At 62.7% G+C, this 16,782-nt stretch carries 16 protein-coding genes; 12 read left to right on the top strand and 4 right to left on the bottom strand.

Annotated features, from left to right (window positions below):
* Window positions 1-434: 434 nt before the first annotated feature.
* Window positions 435-1,364: an EamA family transporter RarD gene (rarD, locus tag FJ419_RS25570; RefSeq protein WP_140699753.1), complete on the top strand. Its 930-nt coding sequence runs from the start codon at window positions 435-437 to the stop codon at window positions 1,362-1,364.
* A 62-nt stretch (window positions 1,365-1,426) separates the two neighbouring features.
* A complete protein-coding gene (locus FJ419_RS25565; protein WP_140699750.1) occupies window positions 1,427-2,113 on the top strand; it encodes a glutathione S-transferase family protein in 687 nt (228 codons plus the stop codon).
* A gap of 4 nt (window positions 2,114-2,117) precedes the next feature.
* On the opposite strand, the gene FJ419_RS25560 is transcribed toward FJ419_RS25565, so the two are convergent.
* Window positions 2,118-3,113 (bottom strand): transporter, encoded by a 996-nt coding sequence (locus tag FJ419_RS25560; protein ID WP_140699747.1) that lies wholly within the window; start codon window positions 3,111-3,113, stop codon window positions 2,118-2,120.
* 196 nt (window positions 3,114-3,309) lie between these two features.
* Window positions 3,310-5,847 carry an EAL domain-containing protein gene (locus FJ419_RS25555; RefSeq protein ID WP_246679390.1) on the bottom strand — a complete coding sequence of 846 codons (2,538 nt, stop codon included), beginning with the start codon at window positions 5,845-5,847 and terminating at the stop codon, window positions 3,310-3,312.
* 420 nt (window positions 5,848-6,267) lie between these two features.
* On the opposite strand from FJ419_RS25555, the gene FJ419_RS25550 reads away from it, so the two are divergent.
* The 7 genes from FJ419_RS25550 to FJ419_RS25525 all read left to right on the top strand — a co-directional run bounded on the left by FJ419_RS25550 (window position 6,268) and on the right by FJ419_RS25525 (window position 12,895).
* The gene (locus tag FJ419_RS25550; RefSeq protein ID WP_140699741.1) at window positions 6,268-6,489 is read left to right on the top strand and encodes a DUF680 domain-containing protein; all 222 of its coding nucleotides are present in this window, start codon (window positions 6,268-6,270) and stop codon (window positions 6,487-6,489) included.
* 325 nt (window positions 6,490-6,814) lie between these two features.
* Window positions 6,815-7,786 (top strand): MBL fold metallo-hydrolase, encoded by a 972-nt coding sequence (locus tag FJ419_RS25545; RefSeq protein WP_140699738.1) that lies wholly within the window; start codon window positions 6,815-6,817, stop codon window positions 7,784-7,786.
* Window positions 7,787-7,817: 31 nt separating this feature from the next.
* Window positions 7,818-8,279, top strand: a complete 462-nt coding sequence (locus tag FJ419_RS25540) for a tetratricopeptide repeat protein (RefSeq protein ID WP_140699735.1) — start codon at window positions 7,818-7,820, stop codon at window positions 8,277-8,279.
* A 248-nt stretch (window positions 8,280-8,527) separates the two neighbouring features.
* Window positions 8,528-9,013 (top strand): DoxX family protein, encoded by a 486-nt coding sequence (locus FJ419_RS25535; RefSeq protein ID WP_140699732.1) that lies wholly within the window; start codon window positions 8,528-8,530, stop codon window positions 9,011-9,013.
* Window positions 9,014-9,199: 186 nt separating this feature from the next.
* Window positions 9,200-11,998: a type ISP restriction/modification enzyme gene (locus FJ419_RS31490; protein ID WP_281405835.1), complete on the top strand. Its 2,799-nt coding sequence runs from the start codon at window positions 9,200-9,202 to the stop codon at window positions 11,996-11,998.
* Window positions 11,899-12,510 carry a type ISP restriction/modification enzyme gene (locus FJ419_RS31485; RefSeq protein WP_281405836.1) on the top strand — a complete coding sequence of 204 codons (612 nt, stop codon included), beginning with the start codon at window positions 11,899-11,901 and terminating at the stop codon, window positions 12,508-12,510. The genes FJ419_RS31490 and FJ419_RS31485 overlap by 100 nt, the downstream gene beginning before the upstream one ends.
* Before the next feature lie 100 nt (window positions 12,511-12,610).
* Entirely contained in the window at window positions 12,611-12,895 is a 285-nt protein-coding gene (locus FJ419_RS25525; protein ID WP_140699730.1) for a hypothetical protein, read from the top strand.
* A gap of 32 nt (window positions 12,896-12,927) precedes the next feature.
* Here FJ419_RS25525 and FJ419_RS25520 read toward each other — a convergent pair whose 3' ends face one another.
* Window positions 12,928-13,710 carry a glucose 1-dehydrogenase gene (locus FJ419_RS25520; protein WP_140699727.1) on the bottom strand — a complete coding sequence of 261 codons (783 nt, stop codon included), beginning with the start codon at window positions 13,708-13,710 and terminating at the stop codon, window positions 12,928-12,930.
* A 366-nt stretch (window positions 13,711-14,076) separates the two neighbouring features.
* Between FJ419_RS25520 and FJ419_RS25515 the strand changes: the two genes are divergently transcribed.
* Complete coding sequence (locus tag FJ419_RS25515; protein ID WP_140636372.1) at window positions 14,077-14,259, top strand: hypothetical protein; 183 nt, start codon at window positions 14,077-14,079, stop codon at window positions 14,257-14,259.
* 340 nt (window positions 14,260-14,599) lie between these two features.
* Complete coding sequence (locus tag FJ419_RS25510) at window positions 14,600-15,451, top strand: hypothetical protein (protein WP_140699724.1); 852 nt, start codon at window positions 14,600-14,602, stop codon at window positions 15,449-15,451.
* Window positions 15,452-15,480: 29 nt separating this feature from the next.
* Here the strand turns inward: FJ419_RS25510 and FJ419_RS25505 are convergent, their stop codons facing one another.
* On the bottom strand, window positions 15,481-15,771 hold the full coding sequence (locus FJ419_RS25505; protein ID WP_140699721.1) for a muconolactone Delta-isomerase family protein: 291 nt from the start codon (window positions 15,769-15,771) through the stop codon (window positions 15,481-15,483).
* Between the two features lie 115 nt (window positions 15,772-15,886).
* Between FJ419_RS25505 and FJ419_RS25500 the strand changes: the two genes are divergently transcribed.
* Entirely contained in the window at window positions 15,887-16,771 is an 885-nt protein-coding gene (locus FJ419_RS25500; protein WP_140699718.1) for a LysR substrate-binding domain-containing protein, read from the top strand.
* Window positions 16,772-16,782: the final 11 nt, after the last annotated feature.

Genomic DNA, 16,782 nt, shown 5'->3' with positions numbered 1-16,782 from the left:
CTACGCTATGCACACATCTTCTGTGACTGGCGTGACTGATCGACCTGAGGCTTGATTGCCACTTGGTTCCCCCAATCCGTCGCTGCTTCGCAGCGCCACCTTTCCCCCCTCCGGAGGGAAAGGAAGGGAGCCTTGCTGGACAAGCATTGACGGCAAAAGGCTTGGCGCCTTTCCTCTCCCCCGTCGATCGGGGGAGAGGTGGCTCGGCGAAGCCGAGACGGAGTGGGGGTCGACCTGCGCTACATAAGACAATGCATGCGCCAAGCTGACAAGCAGGCTATCGCCAAAGACCAGCCGCTTGGAAATGTGTGCATGCCGTAGCCCACTGCGTGGGGCGAGGACCTGTGAACCGTTTGAACCATCACCAAAAGTCCGTTGATCCATCATAATTTTAGGATGGTCTTGGCCGCTCCGCTGGGCCATAGCGTTAGGCCATGGTCACCGCTACAGCCGATCTCGATCAGGATGCCAAGGCCCGCCGCGGCTTCCTCCTGGCGCTTGGCGCCTATTTCCTTTGGGGGCTCTTGCCGTTCTACATGAAAGCGGTGGCGCATCTGCCGCTTGCCGAGGTGATCGCCAACCGCGTCGTCTGGTCGGTGCCGATCGCCGCGGCGGTGCTCATCTGGGCCGGCCGCACCGCCGACTTCAAGGCGGCGATCCGCTCGCCGAAAAGCCTTGCCATGGCAGCGCTGACGGCGGTGCTGATCTCGATCAACTGGGGCATCTATGTCTGGGCGATCGCGGTCGACCGCACCGTCGAGACGGCGCTCGGCTATTACATCAACCCGCTGGTCAGCGTCGTCGTCGGCGCCGTGCTGCTCGGCGAGCGGCTCGACCGGCTGCAGATCGCCGCGGTGGCGCTCGCCACGGTCGCGGTGGCAGTGCTCACCATCGAGGCCGGCAAATTGCCCTGGGTGTCGCTGGCGCTCGCCTTCTCCTTCGCCGCCTACGGCTTCTTCCGCAAGACGCTGCCGATCGGCCCGAGCCAGGGCTTCCTGCTCGAAGTGCTTTTGCTTTCGGTGCCGGCGCTTTGCTACATCGTCTACCTGATCGCCACCGGCCAGGATCATTTCATCTCCAGCACCGGTGCCGACACCGCATTGCTGATCGGCTGTGGTCCCGTCACCGCGGTGCCGCTGCTGCTCTTTGCCTTCGGCGCCAGGCTGCTGCGCCTGTCCACCATCGGCATCATGCAATATGTCGCGCCGACCATGGTGTTCCTGATCGCCGTGCTGATTTTCGATGAGCCGTTCGGCACCACGCAGGCGATCGCCTTCGCACTGATCTGGACGGCGCTGGCGATGTATAGCTGGTCGATGTTCAGGGGCCGTGAGCTTCGCTCGCCGGCGCCCGCGATAAAGTAACTTCCAGGGAAAGTTCGAGACAGTTTTCCGTCTAGGATTGCATCAAACAGGGCAGGGTCCTGATGTACGTTCTGCATATCGGCAACAAGAACTATTCGTCCTGGTCGCTGCGGCCGTGGTTGCTGATGCGCGTCCTCGACATTCCCTTCGAGGAGCGGCTGACGCCGTTCCCGAGCGGACCGAGTTTCGATCTCTACCGGCAGTTCTCACCAAATGGCCGGGTGCCCTGCCTGGTCGATGACGGCTGGGCAGTCTGGGATTCGCTCTCGATCGTCGAATACCTGGCCGAACGCCACCAGGGCGTCTGGCCGGAGGACGCAAAAGCGCGTGCCTGGGCGCGCTCGGCCGCCGCCGAGATGCATTCGAGCTTCACCGCGATGCGCAATGACTGCCCGATGAGCTGCGGCGTCCGCGTCGAGCCATTGCCGATGTCCGGCGCGCTCAAGCACGACATCTTCCGCATGGGAGATTTGTGGAACGACGGCCTTGCGCGTTTCGGCGGACCTTTCCTGGCCGGCGACCGTTTCGGTGCCGTCGATGCCTTCTTCGCCCCCATCGCGTTCAGGGCACAGTCCTACGGCCTGACTTTCGAAGGCGCGGCAGCTGCCTACCCGCAACAGCTGCTTGACCTGCCGGCCATGCGCGAATGGTACGTGGCCGGACTTGCCGAGACGTGGCGCGAGCCTGGCCACGAGGCCGAAGTCCAGGCCGCCGGCGCGATCGTCGAGGATTTGCGGGCGACCGCCTGAAGCGCTACACGCGCCCCAGCCGTCGCACGAACATATAGATGATGCCGGCGATGACGACCGAGATCGCCGTCACCACCCAGAATCCCAGAGGCGTGCCGACCAGCGGCAATCCGCCGACATTCATGCCGAACAGCCCGGAGATGATGGTCATCGGCAACAGCACCGCCGTCATGACGGAGAGGACATAGAGCAGCTGGTTCGACTGCTCGGTCAGCTTCGCCATCAGCTCGTCCTGCAACAGGCGCGTGCGCGCCTGTAACTGCTCGCCGTCGTGATGCAGCGTGTGCGCCCGGTGCGAAAGCCGGGTCGCCATGTCGTTGATGGGGTCGGGCAGTTCGTTGCGATGCGAATGGTCGAGATGGCGGAAGAGGCTGGTGAGCGTCGCCATCTGCCGGTGGATCAGCACCAGCTGCCGGCGCGCGTCGACCAGCGCCTGGCGCTCATTGTGCCATGCATCGCACACGATGCGGTCCTCGATGCCGTCGAGCGTGTCGCCCATCTTGTCGAGCTCGGCCGCCATGCCGTCGAGCGACTGGCCCATCACCGCCTCGATCAGCTCGGCCGGCGTGCGGAATTTTCGCGTGCCGCTCTCCACCAGCTTGCGGATCTTGTCGACCGATTCCAGCGGCTGCTTGCGGGCGCCGACCAGCATCCTGTCGTTGAAAGCGAAGCGGAAATGCGTGAGCCCGCGCGCCTCGGCGAAATCGTGCCTGAGGTCGGGCAGGTCGCCATAAAGGAAGTCGTCCTCGAAATCGATCTGCCAGCCATGGCTGGGCGACAGGAAGGCATCGCGCACCGGCGCCGGCAGGGCCTGCTCGGCGCCGATCTCCTGGCGGGCGCGCATGTCGGTGATCTGGTAGCTGCGCCAGCTCCAATGCGCCTCCGCTGGATCCTTGGTGCGGCTGCCGTCGGCCTTGAAATGGTAGATGAAGAACAGCCCGTGCTCGTCCGGCAAATAGGGCGAGAGGTCGGTGCCTTCGGCGGGGAGGGCGATGTTCATGGCGGCTTCGCCGGCTCTTGATGCGGTCAGGGGTCGCGGGGACGGCCACGGCAAACCTACCATGGAGGTTGCCGCCTGGTGTGACAGTTTGATGACTGCAGCTGCTGTCACTCTCGACAGGGCTGTCCTATCGTTTGCTCGTTTGCTGAACACCCCGCGCGGCGGCGGTGCTGTCAACGGCAGCTCGCATCGTCCGCTATGCCGTGGCCAGCCATTTGCGCGATATGGCGAAGGTCCTGAAGGATTTTGCGTCCATCGGGCGCCCGAATGCGTAGCCTTGCAGGATGTCGCAGCCGAGGTCCTTCAGGATGCGCGCATGTTCCATCGTCTCGACGCCTTCCGCCACAACGCCGATGCCGAGCGATTTGCCGATTTCGATGATTGACGACACCAGCCGCCGCTGCGCCGCCGAACCGGTTATCGGCGTGACGAGCTGCCGGTCGATCTTGAGACGGCTCGGTTGCAGTTTGAGCAGGCTGACGACGGATGCATGGCCCGTGCCGAAATCGTCGATCTCGATGTCGATCCCGAGTTCCTTGATGTGCTCGATGTTCCAAGTGACAAGCTCGTCATTTTCGTCCAGGAAAATCGATTCCACGAGCTCGAATGAGACGGTTCCCTCCTTGATCGGCAGCTTGCGCAGGCCGTTGATCAGGTCTTTGTCCTCCAGCCTTCGTGCCGAGACGTTGACGGAAAAGCGCGGGATGTTGAGACCGTCGCGCGACCAGCACTGGAAATTCTCCAGCGTTTGTTCGAGGATCGTGCGGTCGATCAGCGAGACCACATTCAATTCCTCGGCCACTTTGAGGAAGATGTCGGGGGCGAGGATGCCGCGTCGTGGATGGCGCCAGCGCGCCAGCGCCTCGACGCCGACGATCTCGAGGGTCTTGGCATCGAACTGTGGTTGGTAGTAGGCGATGAACTCGTTGCGCTCCAGCCCGCCCAGGATCTCGTCCGCGGTCTGCTTGGTCCTGACGATCTCGCTCTGCAGCTCTTCATTGAAGAACTCATAACGATTGCGACCGCGGCTTTTGGCTCGATAGAGCGCGAGATCGGCGTTGACCAGCAGCTGCTTTGCATCGACGCCGCTAAGCGCCGCAATCCCGATGCTGACCCCGAACCGGCATTGGTGGCCTTTATAGTCGACGGGCTGGCGCATTTCTTCGATGATACGGTCCGCTAGCGCGGCGAGTTCATTGTCATCGCGCCCCTGGCACACCACAACGAACTCGTCTCCGCCGATGCGCGCCACGAAGTCGCCTGCCCGGACGTTGGCTTTGATGACCTTCGAGGCATACATGAGCATGGCGTCGCCCGCCGCATGGCCGAGCGTGTCGTTGATGTGCTTGAAGCGGTCAAGGTCGAGATGCAGCAGCGCAGTGCGATCCTCGGGCGAATTGGCCAGCATCTCGTCGAGGTAACGGCGATTGGGCAGGCCTGTTAGCGAATCGTGCAGCGCCACATGCTCGATGCGTGCCTTGGCTGCCTTGAGTTCGGCATTCTTCGATTCCGACAATTGCCGTTCACGCACCAGATTCTCGTTGAGCAGAACGTCGCTGGTCACGTCCCATTCGGCCCCGACCATCTTCGGCGTGCCGTCGCTGTCCTGGAAGTAGCTTGCACGCGCCCGCACATGGCGGACGGTGCCGTCTGGGCGAAGCAGTCGATACTGCGACGAGTAGGGACCTTTTGCAGCCACGGCAAGGTCGAACTCGCGCTGTGCCCGCGCGATATCCTCGGGGTGGATCACCAGTGCCCAGTCATCATAGCCGCGCGGCTTCCCATCGGCGGGCTTGCTGTAGATCTCATTGACGCGATCGTCCCACAGCAGCTCGTCGGTGACGAGGTCTTGCTCCCACACGCCGATGCCCGAAGCCTCCAGAGCCAGTTCCAGCCTCCCGGACAGGCGCCTCAATTCGGCATAGTTTTTCTGCCTTTCGCCGAACAGCCGTCCGGCCACCAGGATGGGCAGCACCACCAGCACAGCGGCAAGCGCCATGAGCGCCTGCAAGACCCGCTCGTTCTTCGGCACGGCCGGCCAGCCGCCCTTGGGGACTGCCGATATCTGCCAGGAACCGAACGGCAGCTGCACTTCTGCCGTCACCGGATTGTTCTTGACGATGTCGGCGCCACCGAAGAAGCGCTGGCCGCCACCGCCAAGCGCATCCTTGCCGATAAGCGCCACATCTATGTCGAGACCGGGGTCGGTGAGGCCGCTTGCGGCGTAGAGCCGATCGATGTCGATAGCCGCCGAGACAAGGCCCCAGAAGCGATCGCCGCCCCCCGCTGTCGGCACGAAGACAGGGATCCGGCCGATGAAGGCGCGCCCACCCTGCCTGAGGTCGACGGGACCGGCAAGCACCGATATGCGCTGGTCGCGCGCCCTAAGCGCCGCCAAGCGTTGCGCCTCGTTCTTGCGGTAGTCGAGCCCGATCGCCTTCTCGTTGCCCTCCATCGGATACATCAGCGAAATGACGAGATCGGGCGCGCCGCCAATGTTGCGCAGCTGCGATTTCTGCTTGAAGAGATTGGCAGCCAGCGAGGCAAATCTCTGCTGCCCCATATAGGGCTCGGTGACGATGGCCGAGACGAGGCCCTGAACCAGCTGGAGATTGCCGTTGACGTTTCCTTCCAGCTTGGCGCGGATGATATTGACCTTGTAGAGGACGTCGGCGCGCGTGAGTTGATCGGAAACCGTTTTGTTCTGCTGGTCGACGAAGATCGCGCAGATCATGAGCACGACGAAGGCAATCGCCGCCGGCACGTTGGCGGAAGAGAGAACGGCCCGCCTGATACGGCCGATGTTGAAACTTGTCGCGGTCAATTCAACCCGAATAGCTTTCCTGGGCGACGCTCTGTCGATCGGAGGACGACGCGCCATCGATCGGAGTTAAAGGAAAGTGCTTAAATTAGAACTTCCATGCCCGCCTCAAGTTGCGCCATTCGCGGCCTGGAGCCTTGCCTTGAGCCAACAAACTCGAGCCATGATTAACGCCGGCTGACTGGGCCGTTCATCGCGCAAAAATCGCGATCTTCCGTTGCCTCCAAAAAATTCTTTCCGCCCCCGGGAATAAAGCCGGGGCCCTCGGGGTCTTGGCTGTAGCGAGGCCATCCTCCCAAGGCACGCATCAACCAACCCGGAAGGAATACGCAAATGAACAGAACCGCCTTTGCCGCAGTCGCCATCCTGGTTGCCACCGGCAGCGCCTTTGCCGGCAGCGACCACTTCTCCTGGACGAATGGCGGCCAGCAGGCTGCCGTCGTCGACACCACCACCACCGGCTCCATCGCGAGGCCCGAAATGGCCCGCCACGCCATGAAGCCGGCAGCCAGGATTACTGCGGAAGAGCCCGGCCAGGGCATTTGGGGTCACTAAGCAGGAGTCGGGACCACAGGTCCCGATCCCAGGCGGGACCGAAAGGTCCTCGCCCAGGAGTCAGAACCGCAGGGTTCTGATCCCAGCCGGACCGAAAGGTCCTCGCTCCGGAGCTCGGGGCGAAGGGTTCTGATCGCGGCGGGGAAGGCACGCCTCGCCGGGTCGGAAACCAGAAGTCCTGATCTCCTCGGCGCCGGCCGGTCTTCAGTCGAACCGGTCGGCGCCGGTTTCCGCAGTCTGGGCGGAGGGCAGCACCGGGCCCTCCGCCATTCTCGCATACCGCATGAAACCTGAAACAACCCGCAGCCATTAGAGGAGATTTCCGATGTTCAACATGACACGTCGCATGGTGCTGGGGTCCGCCGCCGCCGCTGCCGCCTTCGGCATTGCCGGCAAGCTGGAATTCGCGCCCGCGGCTCACGCCGAAACCCCGGTCGAGCCGCTGGTCGGCTTCTACAAATACAAGGTCGGCCCGCTCGAAGTCACCGCGGTCTATGATGGCATCTGGCGCAAGCCGCACGACCCGGCCTTCATCAAGGACGTGTCGGTCGACGACACCAAGGCGGCACTCGCCAAGGCGGGGCTGACCACGGAATTCATGCCGATCCCGCTCACCGTCGTGGTGCTCAAGATGAACGGCCGCACCATCATGATGGACGCCGGCTCCGGCGTCGGCCAATGGCAGGCCAACGCCACGCATCTGCCGGCCAACATGAAGGCGGCCGGCATCGACTACAAGGCGATCGACACTGTTCTGATCTCGCATTTCCATCCGGACCATGTCTGGGGTCTGATGGAAAAGGGCACCAACGATCCGGTGTTCCCGAATGCCGAGCTGATCGTCAACGCCGCCGAGTATAATTGGTGGACCGATCCGAGCCGGCTGGCCAAGCTGCCCGAGGGCCGCAAGCCCGCGGGCAAGCGCATCGCCGAGAACTTCCCGAAATGGAAGAACTGGAAGCTGGTCGACGACGGCACTGAAGCGGTGCCCGGCATCCGCATCATGGCGGCGCCCGGCCACACGCCCGGCCATTCCGTCTACCATGTCGATGCCGGCTCCGAGCAGTTCCTCGTCTCGGCCGACACCATGTACGTGCCGGCGCTGCTCGCCCCGCATCCCGAATGGCAGGGCGCCTACGACCAGGACGGGCCGATGGCGATCGCCACGCGCCACAAGATCGTCGACCAGGTGATCGCCGACAACGTCCGCATCTGCGGCTCGCACTTTCCGTTCCCCGGCACAGGCAGCTTCGTCAAGGACGGCAATGCCTACGCTTTCACCCCAACCCAGATCTGAATCGGATCCTGAACAGAAAGTGACAACTACAATGAAACACGCACTTTTCGCGGTGCTCGGTACCATTGCGGTCTTGACGGCGGCCCCGATCGCCATCGCCGTTCCGGCCTATGCCGTGGACGACATCGAAGGCGCCGACGCGCCGGACCTGACGGCGGTGAAAGCCAAGATCGAGGCCAAGGACTACAAGGGCGCGCTTGCCGACCTGCGCGACCTCGCGCAGGACACCCAGCAGGCCGACGTCTACAACCTGCTCGGCTTCACGCTGCGCAAGACCGGCGACTACCAGACCTCGCTCACCTACTACACCAAGGCGCTGGAGCTTCAGCCCGATCACAAGGCCGCGCATGAATATCTGGGCGAGCTCTATGTCGAGACCGGCGACATGGCCAAGGCCAACCAGCAGCTCGCCTCGCTGCAAAAGCTCTGCCCGGCCGGCTGCGAGGAGCTTGCCGACCTCAAGCAGGCGATCGCCACCAAGGTGACGAAGTAGCTCAGCCTGTACCTCGCCCCCACAACGTGGGGGAGAGGTGGCCGCGAAGCGGCCGGAGAGGGGGCCTGGCACCGACCTAGCCCCCATAGGCACCGATTTTTGGGCGCCACGGCGGTAGCGCCCGAAAACCGGAGCCGGCGTTCCTCTCCCTCGCGCCGGCTCCGACCTTTCAACCCCGAGCGCACCTGCGTGGACACGGGCGACCGCCCATTTTCCAAATTGGCTGTTTCCAAAGACTGGAGCCGACCATGACACCGATCGAACTCGCCGAAAAACTTCACGCCAGCGACGTCGTCCTGCTTGCCGGCCGGCTGCTGCTGTCGCTGATCTTCGTGCATGAGGGCCTGGAACTGGCGACGCATTTCGAGGGCGCTGAGAAGGCGATGACCGCGCTCGGCGTCGGCACGCCGCTGCTTTTGGCCACCATCGCGTTGCAGCTCGGCGCCGGCCTATCGGTGGCGCTCGGCATCCTGGCGCGGCTGGGCGCGATCGGGCTCGGCCTGTTCTGCCTGATGACGGCCGGCCTCTTTCACACCAACTTCGCCAGCCAGAACGAATTGCTGCATTTCGAGAAGGACCTCGCCATTGCCGGCGGCATGTTCATCCTGGCGCTCAGCGGCGCGGGCGGGCTGTCGATGGACAGGGTGCTGATTGCGATGATGAAGGGCAGGGCAGCCAACGCTTTAGAGCCCGAAGCCGGAACCGCGCCGGGCGCTACCAGCCTGCCGGTCTGAGGGAACCTGCCGCCGCGCTGGGCGTTCAGCCCGCTTGCTGGCCTGGGACATCTTTCGCTGTGTAAGCAGCAGCGATCGGCGGAAAAGAAAACACCTGCAAATACGCAAGCGTTTCAATAAGCTTCGCCCGCAATAGATAATTCACGCGATTCAAATCGCGCTGAACCAGTGGGGTGGAGGGGGCTGTTGACTGTAAAGACCTTGGCTGATGCCGTATCGGCCTATGGCGCGTCACTTAAGCCGAAGCTTTCAAATCCGGCGATCGGGGGACAACCCGAGGACCAGCTTCGCGCGCCGCTTGAAGTGCTCGTTCGCGAACTGGGTGAAATCGGCGGGCTGGCGGCCGGCTCAGTCCATTTGGTCGGCGAGACCAGTCTTGCCGACATCAAGACACGCCCGGACTTCGCGGTCACCGTTCACCACGCTCTGGTGGGATTTATCGAGGTCAAGGCTCCGGGCAAGGGAGCCGACCCACGGCATTTCGCCGATCCGCACGACAAGGATCAGTGGAACAAGCTGAAATCTCTGCCGAACCTTCTCTACACGGATGGCAGCGCTTTCAGCTTGTGGCGTGATGGTGCGCTTGTGGGCAAGATTGCCGCTTTGGAAGGCGATCTCGAAACCGCCGGCTCAAAACTCACTCCGCCGGACGGCTTGCTACCGTTGTTGCTCGATTTTCTGACCTGGGCACCGGTGCCCCCGCCAAATGCAAAACGACTCGCGGAGATTAGTGCCCGCCTCTGTCGTCTCCTGCGCGACGAGGTGATTGAGCAACTTGCCCGCAACAGCGAAGGGCTGACCGCCCTCAAGCAGGACTGGCGCAAATTGCTTTTCCCCGAGGCGGATGATCAACAATTCGCTGATGGCTACGCACAGGCCGTGACCTTCGGCTTGTTGATTGCCAGGGCGCTCGATATTCCGCTCGCTGCCGGTATCCATCAAGCGGCCCACGAGCTCAGAAAGACGAACTCCCTCATAGGCACAGCGCTCGGCATGCTGACCGATGATGACGCCAATCAGAAGGCTCTCCAGACCTCTCTGTCGACGCTGACACGTGTGCTGGACAAGGTGAATTGGCACACGATCAGCAAGGATAAACCAGAAGCATGGCTCTATTTTTACGAGGATTTCCTTGGCGTCTACGATAACAAGCTGAGGAAGCAAACCGGCTCATACTACACGCCGCCGGAAGTCGTCGATGCTATGGCCGGATTGGTGGATGAGGCACTGCGAGGGCCGCTTTTCGAGCGCCCGGCCGGACTTGCATCCGCCGATGTCACACTGGCCGATCCCGCGATGGGAACGGGTACTTTTCTGCTCGGTGTCTTGCGCAAGATCGCCGCGACCATCTCGGGCGACCAGGGTCCCGGTGCGGTCGCAAATGCCATCGAGGGGGCGGCGAAGCGACTGGTTGGCTTCGAATTGCAGTTTGGCCCGTTCGCGGTGGCTCAGCTTCGGCTCGTCGCCGAAATGCAAGCCCTTATCAAGCCGAAGCCCGGCGAGGCGCTAAAATTGCCGGACATGAAACTCTTCATCACCAATACGCTCGGCAATCCCTACGTCGAGGAAGAAACGCTGATGCAGGGCGGCGCCATCGCCAAATCGCGGCGTGACGCCAACACGGTGAAGAAAGAACAGAAGATCACGGTTGTCCTCGGCAATCCCCCTTACAAGGAAAAGGCGAAGGGGCGCGGCGGCTGGATCGAGGCCGGCTCGGGGGGAAAGCTCAAGGCCCCGATGGATTGGTGGGCCGCGCCGCGCGAATGGGGCGTCGGTGCGCACGCGAAGCACTTGAAAAACCTCTATATTTATTTTTGGCGCTGGGCGACCTGGAAGGTATTCGGCACCGGGAATTATGCTGCGACTGGCTTTCCCGACAAGGATGAGGAAGGCATCGTCTGTTTCATCACGGTTGCCGGTTTTCTGAACGGCCCCGGGTTCGAACGCATGCGCGACGATCTTCGGCGCACCTGTTCGGACATATGGGTGATCGACTGCTCTCCGGACGGACACCAGCCTGAGGTCAGGACGCGCATTTTCCAGGGGGTGCAGCAACCGGTCTGCATCGTGCTCGCGGCCAAGACACTCGGAAAGAGCAAGGACACTCCCGCGAGAGTGCGCTTCCGTGCGCTGCCGAAAGGGTCGCGCGAAGATAAGTTCGCGGCATTGGAAAAGCTGACACTGGGCTCAGGGGCGTGGCAGGACTGTGCGTCCGCATGGCGTGCCCCTTTTTTCCCCGCGGCCAGCGGCGATTGGGCGACATTTCCGGAGCTAAAGTCCTTCTTCGACTATGATGGGTCAGGCGTCATGCCAGGTCGAACCTGGATCATTGCACCAGATAGACAGTCACTCAAGCGACGCTGGACAAAGCTTACCTCCGACAAGGATCCAAATAAGCAGGAGGAACTGTTTCATCCGCATCAAGGCGGCGACAAGACCGTTTCAAAGCAGGCGCAGAACGGATTGGCAGGCCATGAATGTCGTTTGATCGCCGTCGGAAAGGATAAACTTCCGGCGATTGCGCCAACCCGCTATGGATTTCGCTCGTTCGATCGCCAATGGATCATTCCTGATAATCGGCTTATCAATCGGCCAAATCCCTCGTTGTGGGATAACTATTCACCGAGACAGGTCTATTTAACGGCACTCGAGCGGGTCGCCCCGAAATCCGGGCCCTCGATTACTTTCACGGGATTTATTCCCGATCTTGACCACTTCAACGGACGTGGGGGGCGCGCACATCCTCTTTGGCGCGACGCAGCGGCAAAGACCCCGAACATCTTGCCAAAACTGCTTGGCGCGCTAGCCGATGTATATGGCCACCCCATATCTCTGAGGACGTCATGGGCTATCTGGCTGCAGTGCTTTCGCATCCGGCCTTCACGGTGCGCTTCCAACCCGATTTGGTGCAGCCTGGCCTGCGCGTTCCTCTCACTGCGGACCCTATGCTGTTCGCTGAAGCTGCGGCACTTGGCCGTGAGGTGATCTGGCTGCATTGTTATGGCGAGCGCTTTGCGGACATGGAAGCTGGACGGCCGAAAAGCCCACCCCGTATGCCGGAAGACCTGCGTCCCTTCATTCCGGAAGACGGCGGCATTCCGGGCGCACCGGAGCCGTTGCCCGACACGATGGAGTATGATGCTGCTCAGCGCCGGCTTCATGTCGGCAAGGGCTTCATCGACAATGTCTCGCCGGAGATGTGGAACTACGAAGTTTCGGGCAAGAAGGTCGTTTGGCATTGGTTCAGCTATCGCCGGCTGGACCGCTCGCGCCCGCAGATCGGCGACAAACGGCCTCCGTCGCAGCTCGATTCGATCCAACCGGATCATTGGCTGGCCGAATACACGACCGATCTGATCGACCTCCTCAATGTTCTCGGCCGCTTGATTGCGCTGGAGCCGGCGCAGGCCGATTTGATGGAACGCATCTTGAAGGCCGAACTGATCAAGGCCGATCATTTGAAGGCGGCGCTCGGCGAAGGCGAAGCGGATAACTGACAGCGGGATGTCAGGAAAACGGGGATAAGCCTGGTTGGCGCCATCGTGTAACCAATTTGGTTACGCCATAGTGCAGGTACGAATCGTACCCGGTACACCCATGGCCAGCAGACACCAGCTCGATCTTTTCGGCAGCGATGAGCCCGAGCTCTTCGATCAAGACGCGCCACCCGTCTACTACCAGGGCGATCCCGATCGCGTCCGCACAAGGCTGCACAAGCTGATCGCGGAAGCGCGAGCGGCTGACTCGCTACCTTGGGATGCGGACAGTGTTCGTCTCTATCGCAAGATCGTGCCGCAGATGGTCCTTTGGTTGCCGCAGGAGGAAGGCGCGCAGCTCTGCTTCGAATTCGAGGAAGAGATGCGGCGACTGGCTGCAGCGTAATATCTGCTCGATGCAATCGCTTCTGCCTGCTTTCACAACACGCTGGTGATCCCGCCATCCACCAGCAGCGTCTGTCCCGTCACGAAGCTTGCCGCATCCGACGCCAGGAACACCGCCGCGCCCGCCAACTCTTCGACATCGCCCCAGCGCCGCATCGGGGTGCGGCCGGCGAGCCAGGTGGAGAATTTCTCGTCGGCGACCAGCGCGGCGTTGAGCTCGGTCTTGAAATAGCCGGGCGCGATGGCGTTGACGCGCACGCCATGCTGGCCCCATTCGCCGGCCATCGACTTGGTCAGCATGGTGATAGCGCCCTTGCTTGCCGCGTAAGGCGCGATCGAGGGCCGGGCGAGCGCGCTCTGCACCGACGACACGTTGATGATCACACCCTTGCCGCGCGCAATCATCCCTTTGACGGTCGCGCGGCTGACCTTGAACACGCCGTCGAGATTGGTCGCCATCAGCGCGTCCCAGTCGGCGTCGGAAAACGTCTCGAGCGGCGCGCGGCGCTGGATGCCGGCATTGTTGACCAAGATGTCGATCGGCGCGGTGCCGGCTTCGCTCGCCGCGATCGCCGCGTCGACCGACTGCGTGTCGGTGACATCGATAACCGCCTCCGCCACCGTGTAGCCTTCGGCGCGCAAACGGTCGCCGGCGGCCTTCAGTTCGTTGGCCTTGCGGCCGCCGATGGTGACGCGTGCGCCCGCGGCAGCCAACGCCTCCGCGAAAGCGAGCCCCAGCCCGCGGCTGGCGCCGGTGACGAAGGCATGCCGGCCTTCGAGGCCGAAGAGACGGCCGAGATAATCAGTCGAGCGCAATTTGCACCTTCATCGATTGCGATTTGTCGCTGGCCAGCTCGACCTTGCGGGCCTCGGCGAGCGGCAAAATGTTGCCGAGCAGGGGGGGCGGAATTCTTCCTCTCACAGCTAGCAGCAAAGCCCGGCTCCATTCAACCGATTCATCTGATAAATCGGACTAACAAGCGGGCTGTGCCGCATTGGCAATTAGTCGGTGCGGTATGGCGTGGCCTATCATCGTGGGGGATATGTCATAAACTGTCCCGGGATTGCTTGCGCATCCGCGTAAGGCGCCCATCCCTGTGCAGTTGACTGAGATGGAGCTAATACTTGGCTTGATTTCACGCGAGAATTGCTTGCGGTCGTCGGCAGGCTTATGGGGGAACGATGCTTAAATGGGGTGCAATCCTGGGTGTGATCGGCTTTCTCGGCGGCTTCGTCGGCCCGGTCATCTTCACGCCGGAGGCAAACCAGGGTCCGCTGCTCGGCATCTTCATCACCGGCCCGCTGGGCTTCGTCCTCGGTCTCATAGTCGGCTTTGTCCTGCGGTTGCTGCCGGATCGCCGCTAGGCTTCGGCTGGCGGTCCGTTGGCCCGCGGAACGCTATCCGTGCTGTCCCGCAAGCATAGCCCGAGGCGCTGAGGCGCATTCCGCAAGGCTGCGGCTGGCCCTGCGCCGGCTTTTATGCGCTGCTCATTCTCGCCGCGGCATTCCAGATCTGGCGCCGACTTCAGCGGCGTGAAGCCGACCACGCAAGGTTGGCGGGGACGCGGCTGGCGCTGCTCGTCGCGCTGCCCGCGATGGCCTGGTTGTCGATGAATGCGATGCAGGACGCCTGGCCGTGAGGCATCTAGGCTAGGTCGCAACAAACTGGCAGGATGGCTCGATCAACGCGATTTGGGGCGATCGCATGACTTTGCTTCAATTTCCGGTCACCGGCGAACAGGTCTCGGACGATGAGACGGAAGAGGTCATCCGCGAGGCGGAACCGCATCGCGCGCTGGTACGCTACCGCCCCGATGGCGGCGAGCTCTTCATCCATACGCGGGTGAACATGGCGCTGTTGCGGGCCGCCGCCTCGCTGCCGATCCTGCGCCTGAAGCCCACGCCGCGCGCAGACGAGTTGACGGCGCGTGACACTCTGCTGACGCCCAATGGATCGCAGCGAAACTACGCTTTCCTCGAAAAGCTTTGCCAGGATCTGGCTGCCGCAAACTGCCCAGCCTGTTATATCGCCGAACAGCATGGCGAGGGCGGCCGCGATTTCTATTTTACGACCGAAGATATCGCCGGTTTCGAACAGATAGCTGGCAAGGCCGCCGAGGCGCTGGCCTTTCCGCTCACGCTGGAACGGCATTCGCTTGCCGCGCTGGCGCCGCTCATCCTTCCCGCCGAGGCGATAGGCAACCTCCGGCTGGAAATCGCCGCGGATGCCCGCATCCGGCCGACACGCTTCGAGTTCTGGGGCGCCGAGCCTTCTCTGGCGAAGCTGCGCGCCGAGCTTGAAAAGCGCGGCTACCGCTTCTTGAGTCTGGAGATAGTCTCGCGCGAGCTCAGGATGGCGAAGGACGTGCCGATCGACGGCGAGGGTTTCGGCTCCGTGCTGAAGGAAATCGTTCCGCTGGCAAGGTCGCTGCAATGCAGCTATCGCGGTACCGAGACCGTCGAGGGCCACGAACAGTTCCTGCTCATCCGCCCTCTGCCCGAGCGCTACAGCGGCGCGCGCCCGGGTATTTTCAGTCGTCTTTTCGGTTGCGGGTAGGCGCTGCCAAATGGGCCGCCGCAGCTGCTTCACCGCTTCGGTCCAAAGCCCGGATAAGGGTTGAGCGGCACGATCGCCGCGATGTCCATCATGCCGGCCTCGATCAGCGGCAGCGTGGCAAGGTGGCCGCGCACCTCCTGTTCGTCTGCCGCCTCGAACATCATGCCGCTGCCGGGAACGTCGCCCCGGTTCCAGATCTGGCGCACGGCGCCTTGGACGTAGAGCGTCTTGCGCTGCTCGGATTCGGGCGGCAGCAGCGGCGCGAAATCGGCGTCGCCGAACTTCTGGGTGTTGCGGGTGAGCAGGGCAAAGAACTGCATGGCGATCTCCTTTCATGGCTGGTTGATGCTGGAAGCTATCGCGCCATATGATTAGACTGTCCAAGACTGATTAGGATACAGTTGAGACTTCTCAGGACTGACCTTGGAGGTGAAGATGCTCGACTTGCGCCAGGTACGATATTTCGTCGCCGTCGCCGAGGCCGGCAATGTCGGCCGCGCCGCCGAGCAGTTGCACATCTCGCAATCGCCCTTGAGCCGGCAGATCATGCAACTCGAGGAGCAGCTGGGCGTCGCCTTGTTCGAGCGGGCGAAGCAGCGCGTCCATCTCAACGCCGAGGGCAGGGCCTTCCTTGCCGAAGCCCGCACGCTGCTTGCCAATGCGGCGCGGCTGGAAGAGCTCGGCCGCAACCTTGCCAGCGGCGCCACAGGCAGCCTCGCCATCGGCTATGTCGAGGGCGCGGTGCATTCCGGACTGGTCGCGGACATGCTGCGGGATTTTCGCCGTGCGCGGCCGGATTTTCATCTGCAGTTGCGCAGCCGGCGGACGGCGGCGCAGTTCGAAGATCTGAGGCAGCGCGTCCTCGACCTCGGTTTCGTCTATGCGCCGGCGCCGCAAGGCGATCCGGATATCGAGAGCATACTGGTGCGGCGCGAACCGCTGGTGCTTGCAATCCCGGAAGGCGATCCGCTCGCCGATGTCGCCGACATCGCGCCCGGCCATCTCAACGGCCGCGTTTGGATCACAGTCGTGCGCCAGCCCGGCGACACCAACCGCGCGCAATTCCTGGCGGCCTGCGCCGAATCCGGTTTCATGCCCGATATCGCCTATGAGACCGCCGATCCCTTGACCTCGCTTGGCCTTGTCAGCGCCGGGCTGGGCCTGGCGACGGTACAGGAAAGCCTGCGCTCCACAGCGCCGCCCGGCATCGTCTTCCGCGACCTACCATGGTTCAAGCGCAGCGTGTCGATCCATCTGGCATGGCGGCGGAATGATGGGAGGGCGGTGATTGGGGATTTGAGGAGGGCAGTAGGGGAGTAGGGGAGTAGGGG

Origin of the sequence: Mesorhizobium sp. B2-6-2 (assembly GCF_006440615.1) — a bacterium.
Taxonomy (GTDB): domain Bacteria; phylum Pseudomonadota; class Alphaproteobacteria; order Rhizobiales; family Rhizobiaceae; genus Mesorhizobium.
This window is presented reverse-complemented; position numbering and strand designations above follow the sequence as displayed.